Source organism: Aquimarina algicola (assembly GCF_006443095.1).
GTDB lineage: Bacteria > Bacteroidota > Bacteroidia > Flavobacteriales > Flavobacteriaceae > Aquimarina > Aquimarina algicola.
This window is the reverse complement of the sequence record NZ_VFWZ01000001.1, coordinates 730,193-755,018: the sequence shown is the minus strand read 5'-3', so window position 1 is coordinate 755,018 and position 24,826 is coordinate 730,193. Positions and strand designations below refer to the sequence as shown.

Annotated in this window: 29 protein-coding genes and 1 pseudogene; 19 read left to right on the top strand and 11 right to left on the bottom strand. The window is 29.8% G+C overall.

The features are described from left to right. Positions 1-33: 33 nt before the first annotated feature. Positions 34-936, top strand: a complete 903-nt coding sequence (locus FHK87_RS03400) for an aldo/keto reductase (protein ID WP_140589771.1) — start codon at positions 34-36, stop codon at positions 934-936. A gap of 205 nt (positions 937-1,141) precedes the next feature. After that, positions 1,142-1,597, top strand: coding sequence for a hypothetical protein (locus FHK87_RS03395; protein ID WP_140589768.1), 456 nt, complete (start codon positions 1,142-1,144; stop codon positions 1,595-1,597). 21 nt (positions 1,598-1,618) lie between these two features. Here the strand turns inward: FHK87_RS03395 and FHK87_RS03390 are convergent, their stop codons facing one another. The 3 genes from FHK87_RS03390 to FHK87_RS03380 are packed head-to-tail and all read right to left on the bottom strand — an operon-like array spanning position 1,619 to position 3,613. Further along, complete coding sequence (locus FHK87_RS03390) at positions 1,619-2,155, bottom strand: RsmD family RNA methyltransferase (protein ID WP_140589766.1); 537 nt, start codon at positions 2,153-2,155, stop codon at positions 1,619-1,621. 8 nt (positions 2,156-2,163) lie between these two features. Continuing rightward, a complete protein-coding gene (locus tag FHK87_RS03385; protein WP_140589764.1) occupies positions 2,164-2,988 on the bottom strand; it encodes a DUF3822 family protein in 825 nt (274 codons plus the stop codon). Continuing rightward, positions 2,969-3,613 carry a hypothetical protein gene (locus FHK87_RS03380; RefSeq protein WP_140589762.1) on the bottom strand — a complete coding sequence of 215 codons (645 nt, stop codon included), beginning with the start codon at positions 3,611-3,613 and terminating at the stop codon, positions 2,969-2,971. Before FHK87_RS03380 ends, FHK87_RS03385 begins: the two co-directional genes overlap by 20 nt. Before the next feature lie 138 nt (positions 3,614-3,751). On the opposite strand from FHK87_RS03380, the gene FHK87_RS03375 reads away from it, so the two are divergent. From FHK87_RS03375 to FHK87_RS03365, 4 genes and pseudogenes are all read left to right on the top strand, one after another. Further along, positions 3,752-5,179 carry an ATP-dependent DNA helicase gene (locus tag FHK87_RS03375; RefSeq protein WP_140589760.1) on the top strand — a complete coding sequence of 476 codons (1,428 nt, stop codon included), beginning with the start codon at positions 3,752-3,754 and terminating at the stop codon, positions 5,177-5,179. Positions 5,180-5,335: 156 nt separating this feature from the next. After that, positions 5,336-6,040 (top strand): annotated as a pseudogene (gene kdsB / locus FHK87_RS26020) (3-deoxy-manno-octulosonate cytidylyltransferase); the annotation flags it as partial. 81 nt (positions 6,041-6,121) lie between these two features. Continuing rightward, positions 6,122-7,183: an iron-containing alcohol dehydrogenase family protein gene (locus FHK87_RS26015; protein ID WP_226294056.1), complete on the top strand. Its 1,062-nt coding sequence runs from the start codon at positions 6,122-6,124 to the stop codon at positions 7,181-7,183. 26 nt (positions 7,184-7,209) lie between these two features. After that, positions 7,210-7,767, top strand: coding sequence for a 1-acyl-sn-glycerol-3-phosphate acyltransferase (locus FHK87_RS03365; RefSeq protein WP_140589756.1), 558 nt, complete (start codon positions 7,210-7,212; stop codon positions 7,765-7,767). On the opposite strand, the gene FHK87_RS03360 is transcribed toward FHK87_RS03365, so the two are convergent. The 6 genes from FHK87_RS03360 to FHK87_RS03335 form a co-directional block, all read right to left on the bottom strand. Further along, entirely contained in the window at positions 7,768-8,277 is a 510-nt protein-coding gene (locus tag FHK87_RS03360; protein ID WP_226294040.1) for a hypothetical protein, read from the bottom strand. A gap of 103 nt (positions 8,278-8,380) precedes the next feature. Next, complete coding sequence (locus FHK87_RS03355; protein ID WP_140589754.1) at positions 8,381-9,106, bottom strand: YebC/PmpR family DNA-binding transcriptional regulator; 726 nt, start codon at positions 9,104-9,106, stop codon at positions 8,381-8,383. Between the two features lie 107 nt (positions 9,107-9,213). Then, positions 9,214-9,504, bottom strand: a complete 291-nt coding sequence (locus FHK87_RS03350) for a 4a-hydroxytetrahydrobiopterin dehydratase (protein WP_140589752.1) — start codon at positions 9,502-9,504, stop codon at positions 9,214-9,216. Positions 9,505-9,528: 24 nt separating this feature from the next. Next, positions 9,529-10,458 carry a septum formation inhibitor Maf gene (locus FHK87_RS03345; RefSeq protein WP_140589749.1) on the bottom strand — a complete coding sequence of 310 codons (930 nt, stop codon included), beginning with the start codon at positions 10,456-10,458 and terminating at the stop codon, positions 9,529-9,531. Between the two features lie 109 nt (positions 10,459-10,567). After that, on the bottom strand, positions 10,568-11,155 hold the full coding sequence (locus FHK87_RS03340; protein ID WP_140589747.1) for a Maf-like protein: 588 nt from the start codon (positions 11,153-11,155) through the stop codon (positions 10,568-10,570). Position 11,156: 1 nt separating this feature from the next. Continuing rightward, the gene (locus FHK87_RS03335; protein ID WP_140589745.1) at positions 11,157-12,062 is read right to left on the bottom strand and encodes a geranylgeranylglycerol-phosphate geranylgeranyltransferase; all 906 of its coding nucleotides are present in this window, start codon (positions 12,060-12,062) and stop codon (positions 11,157-11,159) included. Positions 12,063-12,309: 247 nt separating this feature from the next. Here FHK87_RS03335 and FHK87_RS03330 point away from each other — a divergent pair, with 247 nt between their 5' ends. From FHK87_RS03330 to FHK87_RS03315, 4 genes are read left to right on the top strand one after another with little or no spacing between them, the layout of a single operon-like run. After that, on the top strand, positions 12,310-13,704 hold the full coding sequence (locus tag FHK87_RS03330) for a sensor histidine kinase (RefSeq protein ID WP_140589743.1): 1,395 nt from the start codon (positions 12,310-12,312) through the stop codon (positions 13,702-13,704). A 3-nt stretch (positions 13,705-13,707) separates the two neighbouring features. Beyond that, positions 13,708-14,391, top strand: a complete 684-nt coding sequence (locus tag FHK87_RS03325; protein ID WP_140589741.1) for a response regulator transcription factor — start codon at positions 13,708-13,710, stop codon at positions 14,389-14,391. Positions 14,392-14,432: 41 nt separating this feature from the next. Further along, on the top strand, positions 14,433-15,227 hold the full coding sequence (locus FHK87_RS03320; RefSeq protein ID WP_140589738.1) for a CPBP family intramembrane glutamic endopeptidase: 795 nt from the start codon (positions 14,433-14,435) through the stop codon (positions 15,225-15,227). A gap of 13 nt (positions 15,228-15,240) precedes the next feature. Then, a complete protein-coding gene (locus FHK87_RS03315) occupies positions 15,241-15,648 on the top strand; it encodes a hypothetical protein (RefSeq protein WP_140589736.1) in 408 nt (135 codons plus the stop codon). Positions 15,649-15,677: 29 nt separating this feature from the next. Here FHK87_RS03315 and rlmH read toward each other — a convergent pair whose 3' ends face one another. Continuing rightward, the gene (gene rlmH / locus FHK87_RS03310; RefSeq protein WP_140589734.1) at positions 15,678-16,151 is read right to left on the bottom strand and encodes a 23S rRNA (pseudouridine(1915)-N(3))-methyltransferase RlmH; all 474 of its coding nucleotides are present in this window, start codon (positions 16,149-16,151) and stop codon (positions 15,678-15,680) included. 139 nt (positions 16,152-16,290) lie between these two features. On the opposite strand from rlmH, the gene nadC reads away from it, so the two are divergent. The 6 genes from nadC (at position 16,291) to priA (ending at position 22,687) form a co-directional block, all read left to right on the top strand. Then, on the top strand, positions 16,291-17,151 hold the full coding sequence (gene nadC, locus FHK87_RS03305) for a carboxylating nicotinate-nucleotide diphosphorylase (RefSeq protein WP_140589731.1): 861 nt from the start codon (positions 16,291-16,293) through the stop codon (positions 17,149-17,151). 1 nt (position 17,152) lies between these two features. Beyond that, complete coding sequence (locus FHK87_RS03300; protein ID WP_140589729.1) at positions 17,153-18,076, top strand: YihY/virulence factor BrkB family protein; 924 nt, start codon at positions 17,153-17,155, stop codon at positions 18,074-18,076. 277 nt (positions 18,077-18,353) lie between these two features. Next, positions 18,354-18,917 carry a chalcone isomerase family protein gene (locus FHK87_RS03295; RefSeq protein WP_140589726.1) on the top strand — a complete coding sequence of 188 codons (564 nt, stop codon included), beginning with the start codon at positions 18,354-18,356 and terminating at the stop codon, positions 18,915-18,917. A 110-nt stretch (positions 18,918-19,027) separates the two neighbouring features. Continuing rightward, complete coding sequence (locus FHK87_RS03290) at positions 19,028-19,456, top strand: DUF2147 domain-containing protein (RefSeq protein ID WP_140589724.1); 429 nt, start codon at positions 19,028-19,030, stop codon at positions 19,454-19,456. A 99-nt stretch (positions 19,457-19,555) separates the two neighbouring features. Next, a complete protein-coding gene (locus tag FHK87_RS03285) occupies positions 19,556-20,122 on the top strand; it encodes a chalcone isomerase family protein (protein ID WP_140589722.1) in 567 nt (188 codons plus the stop codon). A gap of 111 nt (positions 20,123-20,233) precedes the next feature. Next, entirely contained in the window at positions 20,234-22,687 is a 2,454-nt protein-coding gene (gene priA / locus FHK87_RS03280) for a replication restart helicase PriA (RefSeq protein WP_140589720.1), read from the top strand. Between the two features lie 82 nt (positions 22,688-22,769). On the opposite strand, the gene FHK87_RS03275 is transcribed toward priA, so the two are convergent. Beyond that, the gene (locus FHK87_RS03275) at positions 22,770-23,477 is read right to left on the bottom strand and encodes a LytR/AlgR family response regulator transcription factor (protein WP_140589718.1); all 708 of its coding nucleotides are present in this window, start codon (positions 23,475-23,477) and stop codon (positions 22,770-22,772) included. Positions 23,478-23,647: 170 nt separating this feature from the next. On the opposite strand from FHK87_RS03275, the gene rpsF reads away from it, so the two are divergent. Genes rpsF through rplI form a run of 3 tightly spaced genes read left to right on the top strand, consistent with a single transcriptional unit; the run spans position 23,648 to position 24,754 of the window. Next, positions 23,648-23,986, top strand: coding sequence for a 30S ribosomal protein S6 (gene rpsF, locus FHK87_RS03270; RefSeq protein ID WP_140589716.1), 339 nt, complete (start codon positions 23,648-23,650; stop codon positions 23,984-23,986). A gap of 3 nt (positions 23,987-23,989) precedes the next feature. Further along, entirely contained in the window at positions 23,990-24,286 is a 297-nt protein-coding gene (gene rpsR, locus FHK87_RS03265) for a 30S ribosomal protein S18 (protein ID WP_140589714.1), read from the top strand. 15 nt (positions 24,287-24,301) lie between these two features. Then, a complete protein-coding gene (rplI, locus tag FHK87_RS03260; protein ID WP_140589712.1) occupies positions 24,302-24,754 on the top strand; it encodes a 50S ribosomal protein L9 in 453 nt (150 codons plus the stop codon). Positions 24,755-24,826 lie beyond the last annotated feature (72 nt).

The following is a 24,826-nucleotide window of genomic DNA, read 5'->3' as shown; positions in this document are numbered from 1 at the left end:
TACAATGAATCTTATAATTTTTTAAAAGGTAATATGAAAATTGAACTATCTAATCAAGGACCAATATTTTCAAGAATTGTAGCCGGATGTATGAATTGGGGTACTTGGGGAGCAAATCTAGAGGTTAATCAAGTACAACAATTAATCGAAGATTGTTTAGCTATAGGGGTTACTACCTTTGATTATGCTGATATTTATGGACATTATACAACAGAAGCACTTTTTGGGGATGTTATAAAAAAAGAAAGTTCGTTACGAGACAAATTGCAAATAGTAACTAAGTGTGGTATAAAATTAGTTACACCTAATCGACCTGATTATCAAATTAAATCATACAATACCAGTAAAGAGTACATTATAAATTCTGTAGAAAGATCGCTTAAAAACTTAGGTACAGAGTTTATAGATCTTTTTTTAATTCATAGACCAAGTCCTTTGATGAACCCTTATGAAATAGCTGAGGCTTTTACAAAGTTAAAAGACAGTGATAAAGTTTTGCATTTTGGAGTGTCTAATTTTACAAAGGATCAATTTATGATGTTGGATAGTTTTGTGCCATTGATCACGAATCAAATTGAGATATCTCCATTACATCTACATCCTTTTTTGGATGGTACGTTAGATCAATGTATTACAAAAAAAATTAAACCGATGGCATATTCTACCTTAGCGGGAGGTGACTTTTTTGCAAAAGATAAAGATGATCGAGTTAAAAGGATAACAAAAGTGGCTTTAGAGCTTGCCGATAAATACCATGTAACACTAGATCAAATATTAATATCATGGGTTCTTAAACACCCATCAGGGATATTACCAATTATTGGATCTACAAAGATTAATCGAATTCAATCAGCTGTATCTTCTTTGGATGTTACAATGACAGATGAAGAATGGTTTAAGATTTGGGAAGCTTCTACAGGAAATCAAGTGCCATAATTATCGTTTATTTACTCGATAATCGAAATTTAAATACTCCGAGGCTTGCTTCAAAATCAAAAGTAGGTTCCCTTCGAATGCCTCGTGAGCTTGCTCCGAGGTCTTTTACTGTTAAATTACATGTAAATTATATTGTTTTATCTTTTTTGTTTATATTTATTTTCAATCTATAACCAAAAACAACCACATTTTACCCCTAGAACTGATGAATAATCAATACAACCTCACCCTAATCGGATTAATAACAGCTATAAGTGTCTATTTGAGCTCTGTAATTTTAAATTTAGATTTATTTGAAAAATTTGTAGCGTTTCTAGAAAATTTAGAACAATTTAAATTTGATAAAATTATTATTCCTTTACTTATTTTCTTTGTGTTTTTTGTTACTGATTCTTTTAGAAGAAATACGAAATTACGTATAGAGAAAACAAAGCTAAATATTTATAAAGCCATGCTTTCTTCAAGTCATCATATCTTAAATAATTTTATTTATCAAATGGATATTTTTAAGATTACAGCAGAGGATACTCCTGGTTTTGATGCAAAAGTATTATCTTTTTATCAAGATATTATTGATAATGCTTCACACCAAATACGTGCGTTAAGTACTTTGACTACGATAGACGAAAACTCTATAAAATCATCGGTTTTGCAGCAATAGTTTTAATAGAGTATAATAATACTAATACTTGAAAAAGCTAAATACTGATCCTCCATATTTTCTTGAATTGTCGAAAAAAGGAACTTGTTCTAGATTGGTATGCTTCGAATGTTCTATAATCAGCAAACCATCGTTATTTAGTAATTGATTATCGATGACCAGAGTTACAATTTTACTGAATTGTTCAATCTCAAAATTATAAGGGGGGTCTGCAAAAATAATATCAGACTTTTTCTTAACTTTTTCTAAATAAGAGTACACGTCACTTTTTATAGTTTCTATTTCAAAATCAAGCTCTTTGGCCACACTCTTTATGTATCCTAAACAGGCATAATGAGAGTCTACAGCAGTTAAATTATCTACTCCTCTTGATGCAAATTCAAAACTAATATTACCAGTACCAGCAAAAAGATCTAAAACAGATATGTTTGAAAAGATATATTTATTTCTTAAAATATTAAATAACCCTTCTTTTGCCATGTCGGTTGTTGGTCTAACAGGGAGTTTTTTTGGGGCAATTAATCTTTTTCCTTTATATTTTCCTGAAATAATACGCATTATAAATTTTAAAAATGACTGAGTAAAACAAAATGTTGATGAGGCTCAAAATTAGATAAATTAGGTGATATGTGCACAGAATCTGATGCTTTTTCAAATTCAATATTGCGTATATATTTATATGCTATAGTATATAAATCACTGTCTTTAGTAAGATCGCCTATAAATTTAAGTGTAAATTTTTCAGGGTTTAATTTTAATTGTTCAGTAGCAAACATTACATAATATAAAAAATCTTCTTTTGTTTCATATTTGTAGGTATTCAAAAGCACCAATTTTCCTTTTTTAATAATAATTAAGTCAAAGTATTTTTGATTAATATTGGCAAAAACGATAGGTGTATTGTTGTTCTTCTCTCTTGTGGCGAGGTTATTGATTAAAATCGTACTTGAATGTTTGTAGGTAAAAGAACCAAAGTTTTCAAAAAAGAAATTATTGATATTTGCGTATGGAATATAGACAGAAACAATGTCATGTTGATGTATCTCATCGTATGCTACAAAATCATTTTCTAGTATTTTAATATTGTATTTAAGATACTCTTTAACACTATTTTCGTTGAATAAAGATTTTGGAACTATAGTGTATAAATCATTTTGATAGATAACTTCTATAGACGAAAAATCTCCTTTTAATGTTTCATCATGCTGAAAAGTATACTTTATTTTGTTTAAAACCTGTTCTGGGTTTAAAGAAATACCAAAGTTATCTTGTTTTATGACAATTACTTGGTTGTTTTCTTTAACACAAAAAGAAAGTCCATTCAGGCTGATCTGAATGGACAATATTTTTAAAGTATTGTTTTCTATGTTATTATTGGTCGTTTGCCCCATAAGTTCTTGGCCAATTACCAGAAGTCATTACCTCTGTCATAGATCCAACTGAAAGAAAAGCACCATTAACTCCATCTACGGATACAACTTCTTTCTCTTGTGCAACTAAGTCTTCATCTTGATCATGAAGTAAAACATCTTTAGATACCTTTACTTCAAAAACAGGGATTCTTAAGTCATTTTTGTTAATATATCCGGCATCCAATTCAAAATTAGCATCAACACCTTCAATAGGAACATTCATCATTGTTTTATGACTTCCTTTTTTGAATAAAGAGTCTTTAACAGAAGCATAGCCTAATGTATCGATAACTATTGTATCTCTAGGCTCATCAATTTTAAGGATTTTATTAAATCTTATAAAACTAGAATCTCTTCTTTGGGTTAAAGTAAATTTTGCAGTATCTATAAAAGTGATAAGCTTGCTTGGATCTTTTTGAAATTTACCGGTAATAGTTCTGTGTGCTAATTGAGCTGTACGAATATCTCTTAAATTTTCTACGGCTTTAGCATATCTTGCTTTTTTTAATTTATTGAATTGTACAGGACCGTTAACAGAATTGAATACAAGGTATCCTAAAAATCCTATAACAACCCAAAGAACTAATTGAATAACAATTTTCATTTTATGATTTAGCTTTAAACATTAGTGTATTACGCAAATCTACAATTTTTTTTTAATCGTAAAAGTTTATTGCCAAAAAATCCTCCTTATCTTTGGCTTGTTATTTTAACTGTAGGCACTTATAAGTACAAAATTTTGATGAAAGAAAAAGAATTTTATGAATTATTAAAAAAAGATTTTCCTTTTAGTCCTACGTTAAAACAGGATGTTACTTTACAAAAACTTTCAAATTTTTTATTTTCAAAATCTTCTGATGTTGTTTTTCTTTTAAAAGGTTATGCAGGAACCGGAAAAACTACTCTCACAGGAGCTTTGGTAAAAAATCTCTGGCAATTAAAATTAAAACCTGTTCTATTAGCTCCTACTGGTAGAGCAGCAAAAGTAATAAGTAATTATTCAGGAAGGCAAGCACAGACGATTCATAGGTATATTTATTATCCCAAAAAAAATAATAGTGGGGGATTGACTTTTCAGCTTAAGCAAAATAAAAATAGGAATACTGTTTTTATTGTAGATGAGGCATCTATGATTTCTGATACGCCTAGTGATAGCAAATCATTTGAAAATGGTTCTTTACTAGATGATCTGATGATGTTTGTGTATTCTGGGCATAATTGTAAGCTTCTACTTATAGGAGATACAGCACAGTTACCTCCTGTAAAGCTTGAATTGAGCCCCGCATTAGATATTAATAACTTAGAATTAGGTTTTAATAAAGAAGTCATTCAGGTAGAATTGGATGAAGTTGTCAGACAAGCAGCAGATAGTGGTATTTTGATGAATGCAACAAACCTGAGAGAAACTATCAATGATGGGTTTTATTCATCTTTTCAGTTCGAAATACAGGATTACCCTGATGTGGTTCGTTTTTTTGATGGTCACGAGATTATAGATGCTCTTAATGAAGCATATTCTAGTTCTGGTCACGAAGAATCAGTGATTATACTTAGATCCAATAAAAGAGCTAACATTTTTAATCAACAAATTAGATCAAGAATACTATTTCAAGAAGACGAATTATCTACAGGAGACTATCTAATGGTAGTTAAGAATAATTATTTTTGGTTGGATAGCAAAAGTGATGCAGGTTTTATAGCTAATGGTGATATTATCAGGGTCTTGGAAATATATGCAATCAAAGAACTGTATGGGTTTAAATTTGCAGAGGTAAAAATTGATATGGTTGATTATGCCGACCAAAAACCCTTCGAAACTGTACTTTTATTAGATACACTTACCTCAGAATCACCTTCTTTAACTTATGAAGATTCTAATAGGTTATATCAAGAAGTTCAAAAAGATTACGAACATGAAACATCAAAATATAAAAAATTCCTAGGGGTTAAGAATAATAAGTTTTTTAATAGCTTACAAGTTAAATTCTCCTATGCAATCACTTGTCATAAATCTCAAGGTGGGCAATGGGATCATGTTTTTGTAGAACAACCTTATCTTCCCGAAGGGCCTAATAAAGACTACTTACGGTGGTTGTATACAGCCGTTACCAGAGCAAAAAAAAGATTGTATCTAATAGGTTTTAAGAAAGACTTTTTTGTAGAAGAATAGCGTAATATTATACTTTTAATCCGTTTGTTTTTATACTTTTCAAATTAAAAATGTAAAACTTAATACTCAAGGATTTAAAAATTAATCTAAAAAAGTTATTTTTGCATTTCAAGAAAAGCAAAAATTTTGAACAAAAATACTCTAAAAATCATCGCGATGATCCCCGCGAGGTACTCTGCTACGCGTTTCCCTGGCAAACTAATGCAAGATTTAGGAGGGAAAACTGTAATAAGAAGAACATATGAAGCAACATTTAATTCTAATCTTTTTGATGCAGTTTATGTAGTTACAGACAGCAAGATAATTTACAATGAAATAACTTCAAATGGTGGTATTGCCATCATGAGCAAGAAAGAACACTCTTGTGGTAGTGATAGAATAGCAGAAGCTATAGAAGATATGGATGTAGATATCGTTGTTAATGTTCAAGGGGATGAGCCTTTTACTGAAAAGGAGAGTTTACAAAGTCTATTAAACGTGTTTTATCAAGAAGATTCTAATCGTATTGATTTAGCGAGCTTAATGACACCTATGAACGATTGGAATGACATCATGAATCCAAATAGTGTAAAAGTAATTACTGATGAACATAATTACGCACTATATTTTTCTCGTGCTCCAATTCCTTACCCTAGAGATACTGAGGTAAATAATATTTACTTCAAGCATAAAGGGGTTTATGCTTTTAAAAAACAAGCATTGATAGATTTTTATAATTTACCGATGCGTTCTTTGGAAGCTTCAGAAAAGATTGAATGTATCCGTTACTTAGAGTATGGAAAAAACATTAAAATGGTTGAAACGCATCACGAAGGGGTTGAAATAGATACTCCTGAAGACTTAGAAAGAGCTAAGAAGTTGATCAATAAGGAAATACCTGTAAACAATACTATTACGGAGAATAATCAAAAGAAAATAGATACCGTTTATAAAAATTTCCCAATGGTACCAAAGGTGGTTTTTGGTAGCAACTCTTTTGATCAGATTGATACAATAATTTTACCAGAACGAAATGGAGTAGCACCTTTTATTTATTTGATAGATAGTGTTTTTGAAAACAATAAATCATTTATAGAAGATAGAATACCATTATCTGGTACTGATAAAATTATTTATATTTCTACAGCAGAAGAACCTAAAACTTCTCAAGTTGATGATATTGTTACACATATCAAACAAAACTATCAATATGTTCCCAGCGGAATTATTGGAATAGGAGGAGGATCAATTTTAGATTTATCAAAAGCAGTAGCAATAATGCTTACTAATCCCGGTAGCGCAGCTGATTATCAGGGTTGGGATTTGGTAAAGAATAAAGCTGTGTATCATGTTGGGATTCCAACTATATCTGGTACAGGAGCAGAGGTTTCTCGTACAACAGTATTGATGGGCCCAGAACGTAAATTAGGTATTAATTCGGATTTTACACCTTTTGATCAAGTGATCTTAGATCCAAATTTGATTAAAGATGTACCAAAAGATCAATGGTTTTATACGGGTATGGATTGCTATATTCATTGTATTGAATCGCTTGATGGAACATACTTAAATGCATTTAGTCAAAGTTATGGAGAGAAAGCTTTGGATTTGTGTAAAGAGATATTTTTGGAGAATAACCTTTCTAGAGAAGCATCCGATGGAAAATTAATGATGGCCTCTTGGCACGGAGGAATGAGTATTGCTTATTCTCAAGTAGGTGTTGCACATGCAATGAGTTATGGGTTAGCTTATGTACTGGGTACCAAGCATGGTATTGGTAATTGTATCGTTTTTGATAAGTTAGGTAAATATTACCCCGAAGGAGTAGCCATATTTAAAAAAATGAAAGAATTTCATAATATAAATTTACCAAAAGGTGTTTGTGCTAATGTCACAGAAGAACAATTAGATACAATGACAAACGTAGCACTTAGTCTCGAACCTCTTTGGGAAAATGCTTTGGGTGCAGATTGGAAATCAGAGATCAATGCAGATATGTTAAAAGAATTATATAGATCTCTATAATTCATGTATTCACTTCATTTTATGTTATGAAAGCAATATCCTCATTTATATACCATAAAATTTTGGGGTGGAAACTCATTGGTGATTTTAGTGCAGAAACTGTAAAAAAATGTGTAGTAGTAGTAGTACCACACACCAGTTGGCATGACTTTTATATAGGGTTGCTTATTAGACAATTAGCAGGGATCAAAATAAGCTTTTTGGGTAAAAAAGAACTGTTCAAATGGCCAATGGGTTGGTATTTGACAAAAGTAGGAGGAATAGCTCTTGACAGAACTCCTGGACAAAACAAAGTTGAGGCTATTGCTGAACTTTTTAAAAAAAGAGATGAGTTAAGATTAACAATAGCTCCAGAAGGAACTAGAAAAAAAGTGAGTGAATGGAAAACAGGTTTTTATCATATTGCTCAAAAAGCTGCTGTTCCTATTATAATGGTTACGTTTGATTTTGGAAAAAAGCAAAATGTGATTTCAAAACCTTTTTATCCAACTAATGATATAAATAAAGACCTTAAATTAATGTATAGTTTTTTTAAAGGAGTAAAAGGTAAAGTTGCAAAATATAGCTTTGACGTTGATGATTAGTTAGAATCTTTTCAATTTTTTTTCTTCTGGTTCTAATTTTTGGTCATTTTCTTGTGCATTAATACTCTTACCACCAAATATAAGTTTTGTACTAGAAAAAGTTGTGCCAAATGTCTTGGCAGCATAATAAACCTGAGATATTGCATCTTCAGCTTGCTCAGGAGTAAGCTCTTTTAAGGGATGAACATAAGCAGACCATAAAATACCATTTGATATTGCATATTTTACATCCAGAGCAGAATGAAAATTTGCAGTGAGAGTATCCAATAATAAGTCTTCATCAAGATTTTTGGACTCAGTAATAGGAGAGATTATTCTCATTCTGTTATTCTGCTCATCAGTAACACAAATCATTAAGACATTTTGATGAATAAATTTCCAATTGCCTGTTTCTCCATTTATTGTATCTGCATGTTTATGTATGATTTCACTTAGTAATTGATTATTCATTTGTTGGCTATATACCATTCCTTGAAAGATCATTAAGATATAAAAAAGTGATTGTCTCATACCATGAATTTTTAATTTAGTCGACAAGCTTTGTAAATTATAACAAAAAAGGGTTAACATATTCTGTAACCCTTTTTAATTTATTTACTAAAATTGAAATTATTTATGCATCAGACGAAGATTCTTCCATGGTGTGATACACATTTTGGACGTCGTCATCTTCTTCAATTTTTTCTAATAATTTTTCTACATCTGCAGCTTGTTCCGGAGTTATTTTTTTTGTGACTTGTGGGATACGTTCAAAACCAGAAGAAAGAATTTCAATTTCTCTACTTTCTAATTCTTTTTGTATCGTTCCAAAACTTTCAAATGGAGCATAAATTAAAATCCCGTCATCGTCTTTAAAAACTTCTTCTGCTCCAAAATCAATAAATTCAAGCTCTAGCTCTTCAGGATCAATACCTTCACCATTAATTCGAAAGTTACAGGTATGGTCAAACATAAATTCTACAGAGCCAGAAGTTCCTAAATTACCGTCACATTTATTAAAATATGATCTAATATTTGCAACTGTTCTATTGTTGTTGTCTGTTGCAGTTTCTACCAATATAGCAATTCCATGAGGGGCATAACCTTCAAAAAGCACTTCTTTATAATCACCTTGATTTTTGTCTGAAGCTCTTTTAATGGCGCGTTCGATATTATCTTTAGGCATATTGGCTGCCTTGGCATTTTGTATTACTGCCCTCAACTTAGAATTAGAATCAGGATCTGGCCCTCCTTCTTTAACCGCCATAACGATGTCTTTACCTAATCTCGTAAAAGTTTTGGCCATTGCAGACCAACGCTTCATTTTACGTGCTTTTCTAAATTCAAAAGCTCTTCCCATATAGTATGCTAATTTGTTAAAAATCTAAATACAAACATAAGTAGAAACACCGTTTTTGACAAATGTTTGTATAATACTTAATTGTAGTTTATAAATATATTACTCTATTAGGATTCTGCGGCAACAATTTCTTCTATTGTTTTGGCTAGAGTAAAGTCTTTTTCTGTAACTCCTCCAGAATCATGAGTAGAAAGACTAATTTGTAATTTGTTGTATACATTTGACCATTCTGGATGATGTTGTTGTATTTCGGCCTCAAAAGCGATTCTTGTCATTACTGAAAATGCATCTTTGAAGTCATTAAATTCGAATGTAGTATGAATAGCATTTTCTTGGTACTCCCACCCATCTATTTCACTGAGCTTTTGTTCTATTTCTGATGGAGATAGTTTTGTCATCTTTTAATTTAATTTGAATGTGTTTTATAATCCTAGCTCTTCTCTAAGAACTTCGTCTTTATTACTGTTTTTATTCCAATATGAAGATTTTATTCTTTTTATTTTGGTAGCTTTTGTAGTAAGCTCTTTTGCATTTGAGCCAAATCCACTTACAAATGATTCTGTCCAACCTTCAATCTCATGAGGAAAAGTATTGTTGAAAGTAATATTTAAAGTTCTTTTAAGCTCGGGATAATTGATTGTATAAGTGCTGGTTTCTTCTTCTTTTACAATAGATGCTTTTGCTTTATAAGCTTTAATAGGTTTATGCCTTAATCGTGTAAATTCAAAAGAAGGAATAATATTGAGATCGCCTTGAGGTAGCTCTTTTGGATTGATTCTAATTTTGGTCCAGAGTTCATTTTCGAGTATAGTTTTATCGATCTTGAATTCTTCGTCTGCTTCTCCTTGAAAATAAGAATGTGAAATTACTTCAAATTGCTCTCGATTATTAAGTTGAGCATATACGTGACCACACCACTCTTGCATAGAACTAGATACTTTTACGGCATGTTGATTATCCGCAACGGGATAAAATGTACTTTGCATTATAGAATAAGGGTAAATTCCTGTTGCAAACTTTTTTGTGGCATTTAACTTAAGAACCGGAATGTTTTTTTTATTTTGAGAATCAGCTTTTACTTGTTCTTTTGGTAAAAAATCTTCTGTTACAAAAATAAGTACAGAGGTTCCTTTTCTTATTTCACCATAGCGTGCCTGTTCTAATGCATATGAGGTAATCTCCGCATTACCAGAATACCAATATTTTTTAAATTTTTCAGAAAGAACCTTAGCAGGCACTTTGTTTTCTGCTATGGTTTTACTTTTTGGATTAGACTCGTCTGCTTTTATATTACTACATGCAATACATATTATAATACCCAGTAATACAATGATTCCTACTAGCTTTTTCATAATTTTTATTTTAAAATAACCCTTTTTGTTGAGTATTTGTAAGGCAATACATACCTAATTCAATATACAATAGAGTTTCTTAATTTTTGTTTAACAAATTACAATAAAACTAGGAGTTGGCAAGCTTTGTTAACGTTTCATAAACAAGATGAGTAGGTAGCCCCATGACATTAAAATAACTTCCTTCGATATTAGAAATTCCGATATATCCAATCCATTCTTGTATGCCATATGCTCCTGCTTTGTCGAGAGGTTTATAAGTCTCTACATAATAGTCTATTTCATTTTTTGATAAATCTTTGAATGTAACTTTTGTGGATTGATTGATAATTTCGGTTTTCAAAGATGTTTTGAAACATACAGATGTTATAACTTGATGTGTATCTCCTGATAATTTTGCAATAATTTCTTTTGCATGATCAAGGTTTTTAGGTTTGCCTAATGCTTTATCATCGTGCCAAACTATAGTGTCACTAGTGATTAGAATATCATTAGTGTTCAGCCCGGTAAACGCTTTTGACTTTAATAAAGCAAGAAAATCCGAGATCTCTTCTGCTTTTAGATGTTTGGGATAAATTTCTTCTACTTCTTTTACTTGTATTTCAAAATCTAGTCCTAGGTTTTTAAAAAACTGTTGTCTTCTTGGAGAACCCGAAGCCAGTATAATTCTGTGATTACGTAATAAATCTTTTAACATATTATAATAAGATAAATTGATAAAGTAATAACGAGACTGATGATGTAATTAATACTATTTTTAAAAGCAAGGATAGTGTTATTAATTGTTTTTCTGAATGATGACTTAAACTTTTTATCATGAAATATAATAAAGGGAGTATGATGGTAAGTAATACAAAAATGATTGCTTTGGTATTTGTAAAAAGGTATGAGTATATATAATAGACTACACATGCCATTGGTATTAAGATTAATACACCAATTACTTTTATTGTTCGTTCTTTTCCGAGAGCTATAGGGATTGTTCTTATACCGTTGTTATGATCTTTATTAATAGAAATACAGTCTTTTAAAACCTCTCGTAGCAATACAATAATAAAAGTGAAAATTGAGTAATCTAAAATTATAGAAAAAATAACGATTTGCGACGCTCTATTTTTTGGTGTGATTGCAGGTAATAGATCAAAAAGTCCAACGGCTAATAGAGATAAAGCTGCTAGGATAGCTATGACAAGATTTCTAACTACTATTATTTCTTTTAGGTAAGAAGCATAAATATAGAAAACACCAGAAACTATTATGAATAAAGCAGCAAATCCAGATTTACCGACTAAATTAGACAAGTAAAACCCTAAAATTACCCCAAGTACGTTAAAGATGATAAAAAGACGATTTGCAGATTTTTCTGTGATAGAATTATACAATAGTGAATTAGTATTTTCTCCCGAATTTTGATTGTAAATTTCTATAATAATATTACCAGCAGCAGCAATAAAAATAGTTGCAAGTATCAAAATCGAAATTCCTAAACCATTTAACGTAATAGCAATATTAAAGGGTTCAAAAAGTCCGTATTTAATACATAATTGAGCAATAGCTATAATGACAAGATTGTTGAATTTAACTAATTTGAGATAGGGTAGCATGAAAATAATCGGTTAATTTAGATAGCAAATGTAATAATTAATCCTAAGCCAATTTATTAACATAAACGTCCTAAATATTTAATTTTAGTGTCATGATCGGATTTATTTAGGTTAATGCAGGGTTAACAGTCTAATATTCGACGAATTAAAACATGTTTTGGTTTACATTTGATACTGTTCATCAATCAAAAAGCGAATAGATAATTTTATTAAATACCTTAGGTTTATTATAAAGCCGTCTTAAGAAATGAAAAGCAAAATAAATATACTTATTATCACATCTATTTTTGTACTACTTGCACTTTCGGGTATTCAAGGATATTTAATATACAATTCATATCAATTAAAAAAAGAAGCTTTTATAAAAGAAAGCAAAGAGATTGTTTCTGATATTATAAAAACAGAAAAAATCGATTCTTTATCAGAACATTGGTATGAGAATTTGGTAGAGAATATTACAAATTATAAAAAGAATAAAATTTTAAAGAGTGAGACAATACAAAAGTTTGAACCATTTACAGATTCTCTTAACACAGCTTTTAAAGAATACTATCAAAATAAAATAAGTAATGCCAATTTAGAATATGAAGTAGAATATAAAAAAATTATAAGAAGCATTGTATTATATGATAATGATCAACGTGACACTATTTTTTATAAAAATGAGAATGATTATTATTTTTTATTTGGAGAAAATTTTTTTGATAAAGATAGTATAGTCGTTAGTAGAGCCAGGTGGTTTACAGAGCAAGATTATGAAGAAAAGAAAGGAAATGATTTGATTCCTTCAAAATTTAACTTAGAAATTCGAACTGAAGATCAAGTTAGTATAAAGGATTGGAAACAGATCGTTTTGGGACAGATGATAGGAATATTTTCTTTTTCTATACTGTTACTGGTTTTTGTAATAGTACTACTATTTTATTCTATTACTACTGTAATAAAACAAAAGAAAATCGCAGATATACGTAATGACTTTATTAATAATATAACACACGAACTAAAAACACCTCTGGCTACATTAGGTATTGCATCAAAAAGTTTGAGGAATGAAAACATTAAAAACTCGCCCGAGCTATATTCTAATACATTGGATATTGTAGATAGGCAAAATAATAGATTACAAAATATTATTGATCAAGTTTTAAATAATACACTTAGTGCTGAAAGATTGTCTTTGAATCCACAAAAAATTCTGGATAATGATTACTTCAAAGAAGTTATTGAAGATTTTAAATTATCCATTAAACAAAAAGAATTTAAAATTAGCACTCATATTGAACCAAAAGAAGTGTTGCTTAATATCGATAGATTTCTGTTTACAACAGCTTTGTTTAATATCATGGATAATGCCGTAAAATATGGAGGAGATAGGGTTAAAATAAAGGTAAATACTTCTTTAAAGAATAATATCTATGAAATAAAAATACAGGACAATGGAGCAGGAATTGAACCTAAAGAACAAAGTCAAATTTTTGAAAAATTTTATAGAGTTTCAAAAGGTAATGTACATGAAATAAAAGGACTTGGTTTGGGGCTGTTTTATACTCAACAAGTAGTTAAGGCTCATCAAGGAAAAATAAAGGTAGATAGTATAATACATCAAGGAACAACATTTACTATAACAATTCCAATACATTAAAATATGAAACACATTTTATTAGCAGAAGATGATTTTGATTTTGGAAGTATCTTAAAACAATATCTAGAACTTCATGAGTACAAAGTTTCTTGGGCAAAAGATGGAGGAGAGGCATTAGAGTTATTTAAAAATTCAAGTTTTGATATTTGTGTTTATGATGTCATGATGCCAAAAATAGATGGGTTTACACTAGCTGAAAAAATTATAGAGATCAATCCGGATACACCATTTATTTTTTTGACAGCAAAAAAAATGAAAGAAGACAAAATAAAAGGATTAAAACTTGGTGCAGATGACTATATCGTCAAACCTTTTGAAGCAGATATCCTTGTTCTCAAATTAAACAATATTATAAAAAGAAGTAAAAATATAGCGCCAACTGTAAAAGATGTCATTGCTATTGGAAACTATGAATTTGATACCATCAATCATACATTAAATATTGAAGATCAAACTCAAAGACTTACTGATAAAGAAATGGTTTTGATACAATATTTGTATAAGAATAAAAATATGATGATTAAGAGAGAAAATGTATTAAAAGAAGTTTGGGGTAATGATGATTTTTTCTCGGGTCGTAGTATGGATGTGTTTATAAGCAGATTACGTAAATATTTTAAAAAAGATCAAAACATTAGTATAGAAAGTGTTAGAGGAGTAGGACTCACTTTCAGCATCGCAGAATAATTTATCAATCATATATCAATCACAATCAAAAAACGAACATTATGAAAGTAGCTAAAAATCGATTTTTAGTCGTCACCTTATTTATTATTTTATTGTCAATTCTTTTGTATGCTAGAGAATTTTTAAAACAAAATCTGTTTGATCATGGAATTAATTCTTATGTTTCCGGTATAAGTTTTCAAATTATTTTCAATGTATTGCTTATCACATTGGCACTGCTTTTAATTAGAAAATTTAAACTTAAAAACCTAGCAGGCCTCGGAAACTTAAAATACAGTAATTGGTTACTATTAATTTTCCCATTGTATCTAGTAGTTTTTAATGTGTTTAATTTAGAAGATATTTCTTCGTACACCGCTTTTGAGTTTGTATTATTTTTAATTTATACATTATCCATAGGCTTTTCTGAAGAGTTATTGCTAAGAGGTTTTCTACAATCATACTTAATTAAAAATACTTCAAAAACAAAAAAAAATATATTCATAGCTGTTTTTGTTTCTTCACTAATATTTGGGCTATTACACTTGTTAAATTTCAATAAAGGGATTTATGGGGAACTTGGCCAGATTGGCTTTGCAACATTTATAGGTGTTATGTTTGGAACTATTTTGTTGAGAACCAAAAATATGTATGCTATTGCATTACTACACGCATGTATAGATTTTGCAGCAAAATATGATCAAATTGGCGTTCCATTTGATCTTAATAAAGTAGTAGAAGAAAGTTCTTTAATCAATACTATAGCTATTTTGATTATAGTATTGCCTTGTCTTATTTATGGAATTGTCTTAATGAGAAAGTACCAATTTCAAACTTCGGTATCAAAATTAAATTAAAAAACAGATTATTATGAAAACGTTGATCACCGTAGCAATAAGTTTAATTTTTGGATTGCTAACACTTAGTGGGCAAGCTAAAGATACCACTCTTAATAAAGAAAATTACTTTCGATCATTTATTGTGATAGATACAGATGATACTTTTAAAGTTAAAGTCAAATTTATGAAAGACATGAATGATGAAGTCAAATCTTATCTGGAGAACCAACCTGGCTACCAATTCATAAATATTAATACCAATACATTCTTATGGTTTAAAGGAGATTTGGATAAAAAGATATCTCAAATCATGCTAAAAGATAATGTTGTAAAACTCGAAATTGATAAAAGAATAGCTTCAGAAGTAGATATTGAAAATTTTAAAAAATATGTAGAAGGTTTAAAGGTATTAACTTCTAATAAAATGGATAATGACTGATTCTAATCAATATTTAATGGTAAACTCTTTTATCTATGATGATAAGGCTCATTTTTTAAAATAGTAAATCCTCTATACAATTGTTCAACAAAAAATAAGCGAACCATTTGATGCGAAAATGTCATTTTTGATAGCGAAAGTTTAGTATTTGCTCTTTGATACACATCTTCGCTAAATCCATATGGGCCTCCTATAGCAAAAACTAATTGTTTGACCCCACTATTCATATATTTCTGTAGTAGAGTCGAAAAATCAATTGAGTTATATTGTTTGCCATTTTCGTCTAATAAGATTAACTGATCGGCAGTATCAACATGACTTAAAATAAGTTTGCCTTCTTTTTCTTTCTGTTGAGCTTCACTCAAGTGTTTTACATTTTTGATATCAGGTATCGTTTCTAAATTAAATTTGATATAGAATTGTAATCTTTTGATATAGTTATTGATAAGCTCTTCTAGTGCTTTTTGATCCGTTTTGCCAATTACGATAAGTTTAATGTTCATGTAACGTGAATTATTTTGATTTTAGGCTGATGATCAGTGTATTTTGAATGTCAAAATACAAAAAGGTTAAAAATACCTTATCTATCTTGCTTTATACTTACGTCTTCTTTTTTTACATTAGCAAAAATAACCATTCGATATGATAACAAAAGCTCAATTTGATAAAGAAATTGATTTAATAATTGCAAATGCGATCCGAGAAGATATAGGTGATGGCGATCATAGTTCTTTGGCTTGTATCCCAAAATCAGCAGAGGGAAAAGCCAAATTATTAGTAAAAGATGAAGGAATTTTGGCAGGAGTAATGTTTGCAAAAAAGGTATTTAATTTTGTTGATCCGGATTTACAAATAGAACAAATTTTGGCAGATGGAGCTACAATAAAAAATGGAGATATCGCTTTTTATGTTTCAGGAAATTCTCAATCTATACTTAAAGCAGAACGACTTGTGCTTAATGCAATGCAAAGAATGAGCGCTATTGCTACAAAAACAAATCAATTTGTTAAATTATTAGAAGGAACGAATACAAAAGTTCTGGATACGAGAAAAACTACTCCAGGGATTAGAGCACTAGAAAAATGGGCAGTAAAAATTGGAGGAGGAGAGAATCATCGATTTGCATTATACGATATGATTATGCTTAAAGACAATCATATTGATTTTGCCGGAGGAATAACGAAAGCAATAGAAAAAACTAAAAAATATATTGCAGAACATGATCTAGACCTTAAAATTATTGTTGAAGCTCGTGATTTGAATGAAATAAAAGAAATCCTCAATTCAACAGGAGTATATAGAATACTAATTGATAATTTTAATTATGCTGATACAAGAGAAGCAGTAGCATTGATTGGAGATCAATGTCTTACAGAATCCAGTGGAGGGATTAATGAAACAACGATTAGAAAATATGCAGAATGTGGAGTAAATTATATCAGTAGTGGCGCATTAACACACTCTGTGTATAATTTGGATTTGAGTTTGAAAGCTGTAGAATAATATGTCAAAAATCATAGAAGATAAGCTCAATAAAATTCCTATTATCAATCTTTTGGTCAAAATAGGTAAAAAACTTATTCTTCCTGGTTTTGAAGGATTGTCAATATATGATCTTTTAGAGATTTATGTAATAGGAATTATAGAAGGAACCTTCTCTGCAAGGGCTAGTTCAATTTCATGGAGTTTCTTTCTTTCTTTATTTCCGTCATTATTATTTCTTCTTAATCTTATCCCATATGTGCCAATTGAGGGTTTTGAAGACAATTTTTTTGAATTTATTTATGGAGCTTTACCAAAACAATCCACTAATTTTTTCTCAGAAATTTTTAAAGATATTGCATCTAATCCAAGAGGAGGCTTATTATCAACAGTTTTTATACTTTCTATCTTTTTTATGACAAATGGCATAAATGCTGTTTTTTCAGGTTTTGAATATTCATACCATGTATCACTTAATAGAAATTTTATGCGTCAGTATGTAGTTGCATTAGGTGTATCTATTATAGTAGCAATATTATTACTCATTACCGTAATTGGAACCCTCTATTTTTCATATTTGGTAGATGATTTAAATAAGATAGGAGTTGTAGATGATACATTGTTTTGGCTAACTTTTGGTAAATACGCATTATTTGTATTCATGATATTTGTTATCGTATCTACTCTATTTTATTTTGGAACTTCAGAAGGTAAACAGAATAAATTCTTCTCTCCTGGAGCAATCATGACGACCTTATTAATTATTGTTACAACCTATCTTTTTGGTATTTATATTGACAACTTTTCAAACTATAATAAATTATATGGTTCTATTGGAGCGGTACTCATTCTTATGCTTTACATTTGGATCAATGCTAATTTATTGTTGTTGGGTTTTGAACTTAATGCTTCTTTAAATCAACTTAGAAAACAGTTTAGAGCATAAAAAAAGTTGATTATTAATGTATTATAAAAATTCTTGTACTATTTTTGTTATAAAATCAAAAAACAATAGAGGTTATTAGGATTCATTTAATTCGGATAAACTTATTTATGTTAAATTTAACGTAATTTTCGTTTTTTTTGTTCAAAAATATGTTTTTAGTCGTTTAAAATTGTATTTTTGACGACTTTTTGCTTTTTGTTATGTATGCATAATAAAAATAACCATATTTGCGAAGCAAAATTGTAAGTATTAAATGTAATTATAAACAGTATCTAAAATGAAAAAAATTACTTTAGCATTAGTAGCATTTATATGCTTATCTACCGCTACTGCACAAATTAGGATAGGTAAAGCTATTTTACCTTATGAAGAGAAATTTGATAATGTTGAATTAAAGTTGAATGGGGCTGGATTAAGAGAAATGCTCTGGGTAGATTTGTATGCAGGGGGACTTTATTTACAAAATAAAAACAATGATCCTAAGAAAATATTAGAAGCAAATGAAACAATGGCTATAAAACTAAATATAGTTTCAGCATTTGTTACACAAAAAAAATTAATTAAAGCAATTAATGAAGGTTTTGAAAGAGCTACTTTTGGGAATACAAAGCCTTTGCAAGATAGAATTAAGAAAATAACAACATTACTTTCTGAGCCAATCGTAAAAAACGATATTTTTGATTTGGTATATATTAAAGATAAAGGTGTAAAAGTTTATAAAAATCAAAAAGAATTAGGAATAATTGAAGGACGTGATTTTAAATACGCATTATTCAAAGTTTGGCTTGGTGAAGAACCTGCTAGCGAGGCTGTTAAGAAAGGTATGCTAGGAATACAGTAAGAAATTATCATTATTTTAATAATTGATTAAGCTATCTAAAATAATTAGATAGCTTTTTTATTAATTTTATTTTTATATATTGATAACATTAAATATTAATTATTAAAACTATGATTATTTTGAGAATTTTATTGATTGCTGCATTTTTAATTTCGGGAATAACAAATGCACAACAAGAAGTTATTGGTAAATGGAAAACAATAGACGACAATACTGGAGAAGCAAAATCAATAGTGAAAATCTATAAAGAAGGGAATAAGATATATGGGAAAATAGAACGTATATTAAATGAAGAGAGAAGAAAAAGACTTTGTGAAGAATGTAAAGGCGCAGATCATAATAAACCAATAGAAGGTCTTGTAATTATTAAAGGACTAGAAAAAGATGGAGATGAATATGAAGATGGTACTATTACAGATCCCGAAAATGGAAAAGTATATCGCTGTAAAATTTGGGTTGATGAAGATGATCCTAATACTTTGAATGTAAGAGGATACATAGCATTCTTATACAGAACGCAAAAATGGATTAGAGTTTAAATTCAATAAAATTGCTAAAAAAAGTATTTTAACATTTCTTTAGTGTTAGTTTTTCTAAAATTATAGAACTAAATAGTTGTAATTATAAAAAACTATACCATGAAAAAAATAACTACCCTACTGATATTCTTTGTTTTTAGTATTACAGTAACTGCCCAAATACGAATCGGTAATATTGTGGTTCCTGAAAAACTATCCTTTGATGGAGAAGAATTATCTTTTAATGGGGGTGCGATGAGAAAAGTACTTTCATTTAAAACATATTCTGGAGCTTTGTACACACAAAATAAATATAATAGTGATAAAAAAGTTTTAGAATCTGATGAAACTATGGCGATTAGACTAAATATAGCTTCAAAAAAAGTGACTAATGAGAGAATGATCAAAGTTTTCAGAAAAGGTTTTGATGACGCGATGTTTGGTAATACACAAAGTCTAGACGCAAGAATAGAAGATTTTCTTAAACTTTTTGATTCGCCAATGTTAGTTAATGATTTCTATGATTTAGTATATCTTAAAGGAAAGGGTGTTAAAACCTATAAAAACGGAAAAGAATTAGGTTTTATAAAAGGTCGTGACTTTAAGTATGCTTTATTTAAAATTTGGTTAGGTAACGAACCTGCTTGTGAGATCATAAAAGGAGGAATGCTCGGAGTAAGCAAATAATAAATAATAAATTTTCTTTATATCCTGGTTTTGTTTGCTGCAAAACCAGGATATTTATTTTATAAGATAAAAGTTAAACTTGTATTTTTGTTGATATACTAGTTTTTATTGATGTCATACTTTATAAATGTAATTCTTCCTATTCCGCTTGATAAAGAGTTTACGTATCGTATTAACAAAACAGAAGCTTCTTTTATTAAGACAGGAATGAGAGTTGCCGTACAGTTCGGCAAAAGTAAAATTTATGCCGCTCTGGTAACTTCTATACATCAAAACCCTCCTTTGGTTTATGAAGCAAAAGAAATAGAGCATATTCTCGATGAAAAATCAATAGTAACAAAATCTCAATTACAACTTTGGTCATGGATAGCTTCTTATTATATGTGTACGCTGGGAGAAGTTATGCGTGCGGCACTACCAGGAGCCTTTTTACTCGAAAGTGAAACGATCATTCAAAGAAATATAGATAATGTAGTAGATGATGTATCATTAAAAGATGATGAATTTTTAGTGTATGAAGCGCTACAACATCAAAGTTTACTCCGTATACAAGAGATAATGAATATTGTGAGTAAAAAAAATGTACTTCCTGTAATAAAAAGATTATTAGAAAAAGAAATCATTACAGTACAAGAAGAAATCTACGAACAATACAAACCCAAAGTTGTAAGATTTGTAAAACTACATCCAGAATTTGCAATTGAAGAAAAATTGCAAACTGTATTACAAGATATGAAGCGTGCCCCAAAGCAAAGAGAGTTATTGATGCACCTGTTTACACTTCAAGCGCAAAACTCTAAACCAATAAAAGTTAGTGATTTATTAAAAACTGCTAATTCTAATGCTTCTATTCTAAAAGCACTTATCCAAAAAGATATATTACAAGAATATTATTTACAAAAAGATCGAATTGATAATGAAGGAGAAGCAGTAGAAAATAGCAAAGAACTTAATCAATATCAACTTAATTCTTATCATACATTAAAAGAACAGTTTCGTGAAAAAGATGTGTGTTTACTACATGGAGTTACTTCTTCTGGTAAAACAGAGGTTTATACTAAATTTATAGAAGAAACGCTGCAAGAAGGAAAACAAATACTATATCTCTTACCAGAAATAGCATTGACTACTCAGCTTATTACAAGACTTCAGAATTATTTTAAAGACAAATTGACTGTTTTTCATTCAAAGTATTCAGTCAACGAGAGAGTAGAAGCTTGGTACAATGTCTTGAACAATAAGACAAAAGCACAGATTATAATAGGAGCAAGGTCAGCCATATTTTTACCTTTTTCAAATTTAGGATTAATTATCGTAGATGAAGAACATGAAAATACATTTAAACAATATGATCCTGCACCTAGATATCATGCAAGAGATACTGCAATAGTACTCGCCAAAATGTTTGAAGCAAAAGTTCTGCTGGGATCGGCTACACCATCACTAGAAACATATTATAATGTCAAGCAAAAGAAGTATGGTTTTGCTGAACTAACAAGACGTTTTGGAGGTGTTTTAATGCCAGAAATAAATCTTGTAGATATCAAAACAAAGTATCGTAAAAAAGAAATGACAGGTCATTTTAGTGATACTTTATTGTTACAAATGCAAAATACTCTTAAAGAAGGAGAACAAATAATATTATTTCAGAATAGAAGAGGGTATTCTCCTGTTGTTGAGTGTAATACCTGTGGTCATTCTCCTCAATGTCCAAATTGTGATGTGAGCTTAACGTTTCATCATTATAAAAATCAACTTAGATGTCATTATTGCGGCTATCATATAGCAATGATGCAAAAATGTATGGCATGCGGAAGTGTTGATCTCAATACCAAAGGTTTTGGAACAGAACAGATAGAAAAAGAACTTCAAGAATTGTTTCCTGATCATACTATCGGAAGAATGGATCAAGATACGACACGAGGAAAACATGGATACGAAAAACTGATCAACAGATTTGAAGAAGGAGAAATAGATATAATGGTGGGCACGCAAATGCTTTCAAAAGGATTAGATTTTAGAAATGTAAGTTTAGTAGGCGTGCTTAATGCAGATAATTTACTTAATTTCCCTGATTTTAGAGCTCACGAACGAAGTTTTCATTTAATGCAACAAGTTGCAGGAAGGGCGGGTAGGACAAATAAAAGAGGAAAAGTGCTAATACAGACATATAATCCTTTTCATCAGATTCTTCAACAAGTTTCTGTAAATGATTATTTGGGGATGTATAAAGATCAAATAGAAGAACGTCATCAATATAAATATCCTCCCTTTTATAAAATCATAAAAATTACTGGAAAGCATAAGGATTATAATAGAGTAAATGAAGCTACAAACTGGTTTGCTAAATCATTACGAAATGTATTTCACGATCATGTACTAGGTCCGGAGTTTCCACTTATTTCTAGAATTCGCAATCAATATCATAAAAATATTATAGTTAAAATACCAAGAGGTCAATCATTACATAAAACTAAAGAAGCTATAAGAAGAATTCATACTACATTTAGTACTATTAAAGAATTTTCGGGTGTTAGAATTATTATTAATGTAGACCCATTTTAAAAGGTCTTATTTATTAAATAAAAAAATTCCACTTTTTTAAGTGGAATTATGAGTATTTCTGTAAAATTATAGTCTAAAATTTCTAACCATTTAAGGCTTCGATAAGAGAATGTTTCTTATGTCTACTTAATGGTATTTTCTCATCAGCTATCTCGATATTTCTACTGTTATATCTTTCAACTTTATCAAGATTAATAATATAAGATTTGTGAATTCTCAAAAAACGATCGCTCGGTAATTGCGCTTCAAAAGATTTCATTGTTGCTAGCACAACAATAGGATCTCCTTCTTCCATAATTAATTTAACATAATCTCCTAGTGCCTCAACATATTTTAATTGATTTAAGAAAATTTTTCGTTTTTTAAGATTGCTCTTTACAAAAATGTAATCATCATCTTCAACAGGAGCAGCTTCTGTTCCCAAGCGAGACATACTTAAAGCTTTCTCGACTGCCGCATTAAATCTGTCTTTTTTAAGAGGCTTTCTTAAATAATCGACAGCATCATAATCAAAAGCTTTAAAAGCATACTTGGTTTTACCAGTCACAAATATAATATGTGGCTTATTTTCTAGGTCGTCTAAAAGATCAAAACCTGTTAAGATAGGCATTTCAATATCTAAAAATAATAGATCTACCTGAGTATCAAGTAATCCATTTTTAGTTTCTATAGCATTGTTCCATTCTGCCACTAGTTCTAGCGAAGAATGTTCATCTATAAGCTTTACAATAGCCAGTCTCTGAAGGCGGGAATCGTCTACGACCGCACATTTTAATTGAGATTGTTCCACACGTATAATGTTAAATATTCCTTTACAATATTAGTGAATATATCTTATTTCTACAAAAAAAAATGGCTTTTTGTCGATAAAAATAGTGTTTCATCGAAGTAATTTAAGGGTTTGAAAATCCAAAAAATAGTTATACTTTTGCACCCAATTTAATTTAAATTTAGATTTTTATGAATCATTATGAAACTGTTTTCATCTTGAATCCCGTTTTATCTGAAGACCAGATAAAGGAAACAGTTAAGAAATACGAAGACATTCTTGTTTCTAACGGTGCCAAGATGATATCAAAAGAAGATTGGGGGCTTAAAAAGCTTGCTTATGCCATCCAACACAAGAAAAGTGGTTTTTATCACCTTTTTGAGTATCAAGTACCAGGAGAGGCGATTAATACTTTAGAAGTAGAGTTTAGAAGAGATGAAAGAGTAATGAGATATCTTACTGTTCGTCTTGATAAGCATGCAATCGCTTGGGCAGAAAAGAGAAGAAATAGAAACAAACAAAAAGCTTAATTTATGTCATCTATAGAACAACAAGCTAAAGGAAAAAAAGACGGAGAGATCAGATATCTTACTCCTCTTAATATAGATACTACTAAAAATAAGAAGTATTGTCGTTTCAAGAAGTCTGGAATAAAGTATATAGACTACAAAGATCCTGATTTCTTAATGTCATTTGTAAACGAGCAAGGTAAATTATTACCTAGACGTTTAACAGGAACTTCTTTAAAGTATCAACGTAAAGTAAGTGTGGCAGTTAAAAGAGCAAGACACCTTGCCCTTATGCCATATGTAGGTGATTTATTAAAATAAAATCGACATAACATTATGCAACTTATATTAAAGAAAGACGTTGAGAATCTAGGATTCGCAGACGATGTAGTAGAAGTGAAAAATGGTTATGGACGTAACTATTTGATTCCTCAGGGATTTGCAGTTTTGGCAACACCATCTGCAAAAAAAGTGCTTGCTGAAACATTAAAACAGCGTGCTTTTAAAGAAAAGAAAGAAGTAGAAGAAGCAGAAAAATTAGGTAAAAAACTTAATGATGCTGAATTTAAGATTTCTGCAAAGGTTGGTACTGGTGATAAATTATTTGGTTCTGTATCTAATGCAGACGTTTCTGAAGCATTTGCAAAGCAAAATGTTGAAATAGAGAAAAAGTTTATAACTGTACCCGGAGGAACTATTAAGAGACTGGGACAATATGAAGCTAAAGTTCGTCTTCATAGAGAAGTGATTGTTTCTGTACCTTTTGAAGTTGTACCACAAGCAAATTAAATAGTTAATAACTATTAAATAATATTTATTAAAATCGCTCTTCTGAGCGATTTTTTTATTTTAATTTTACGC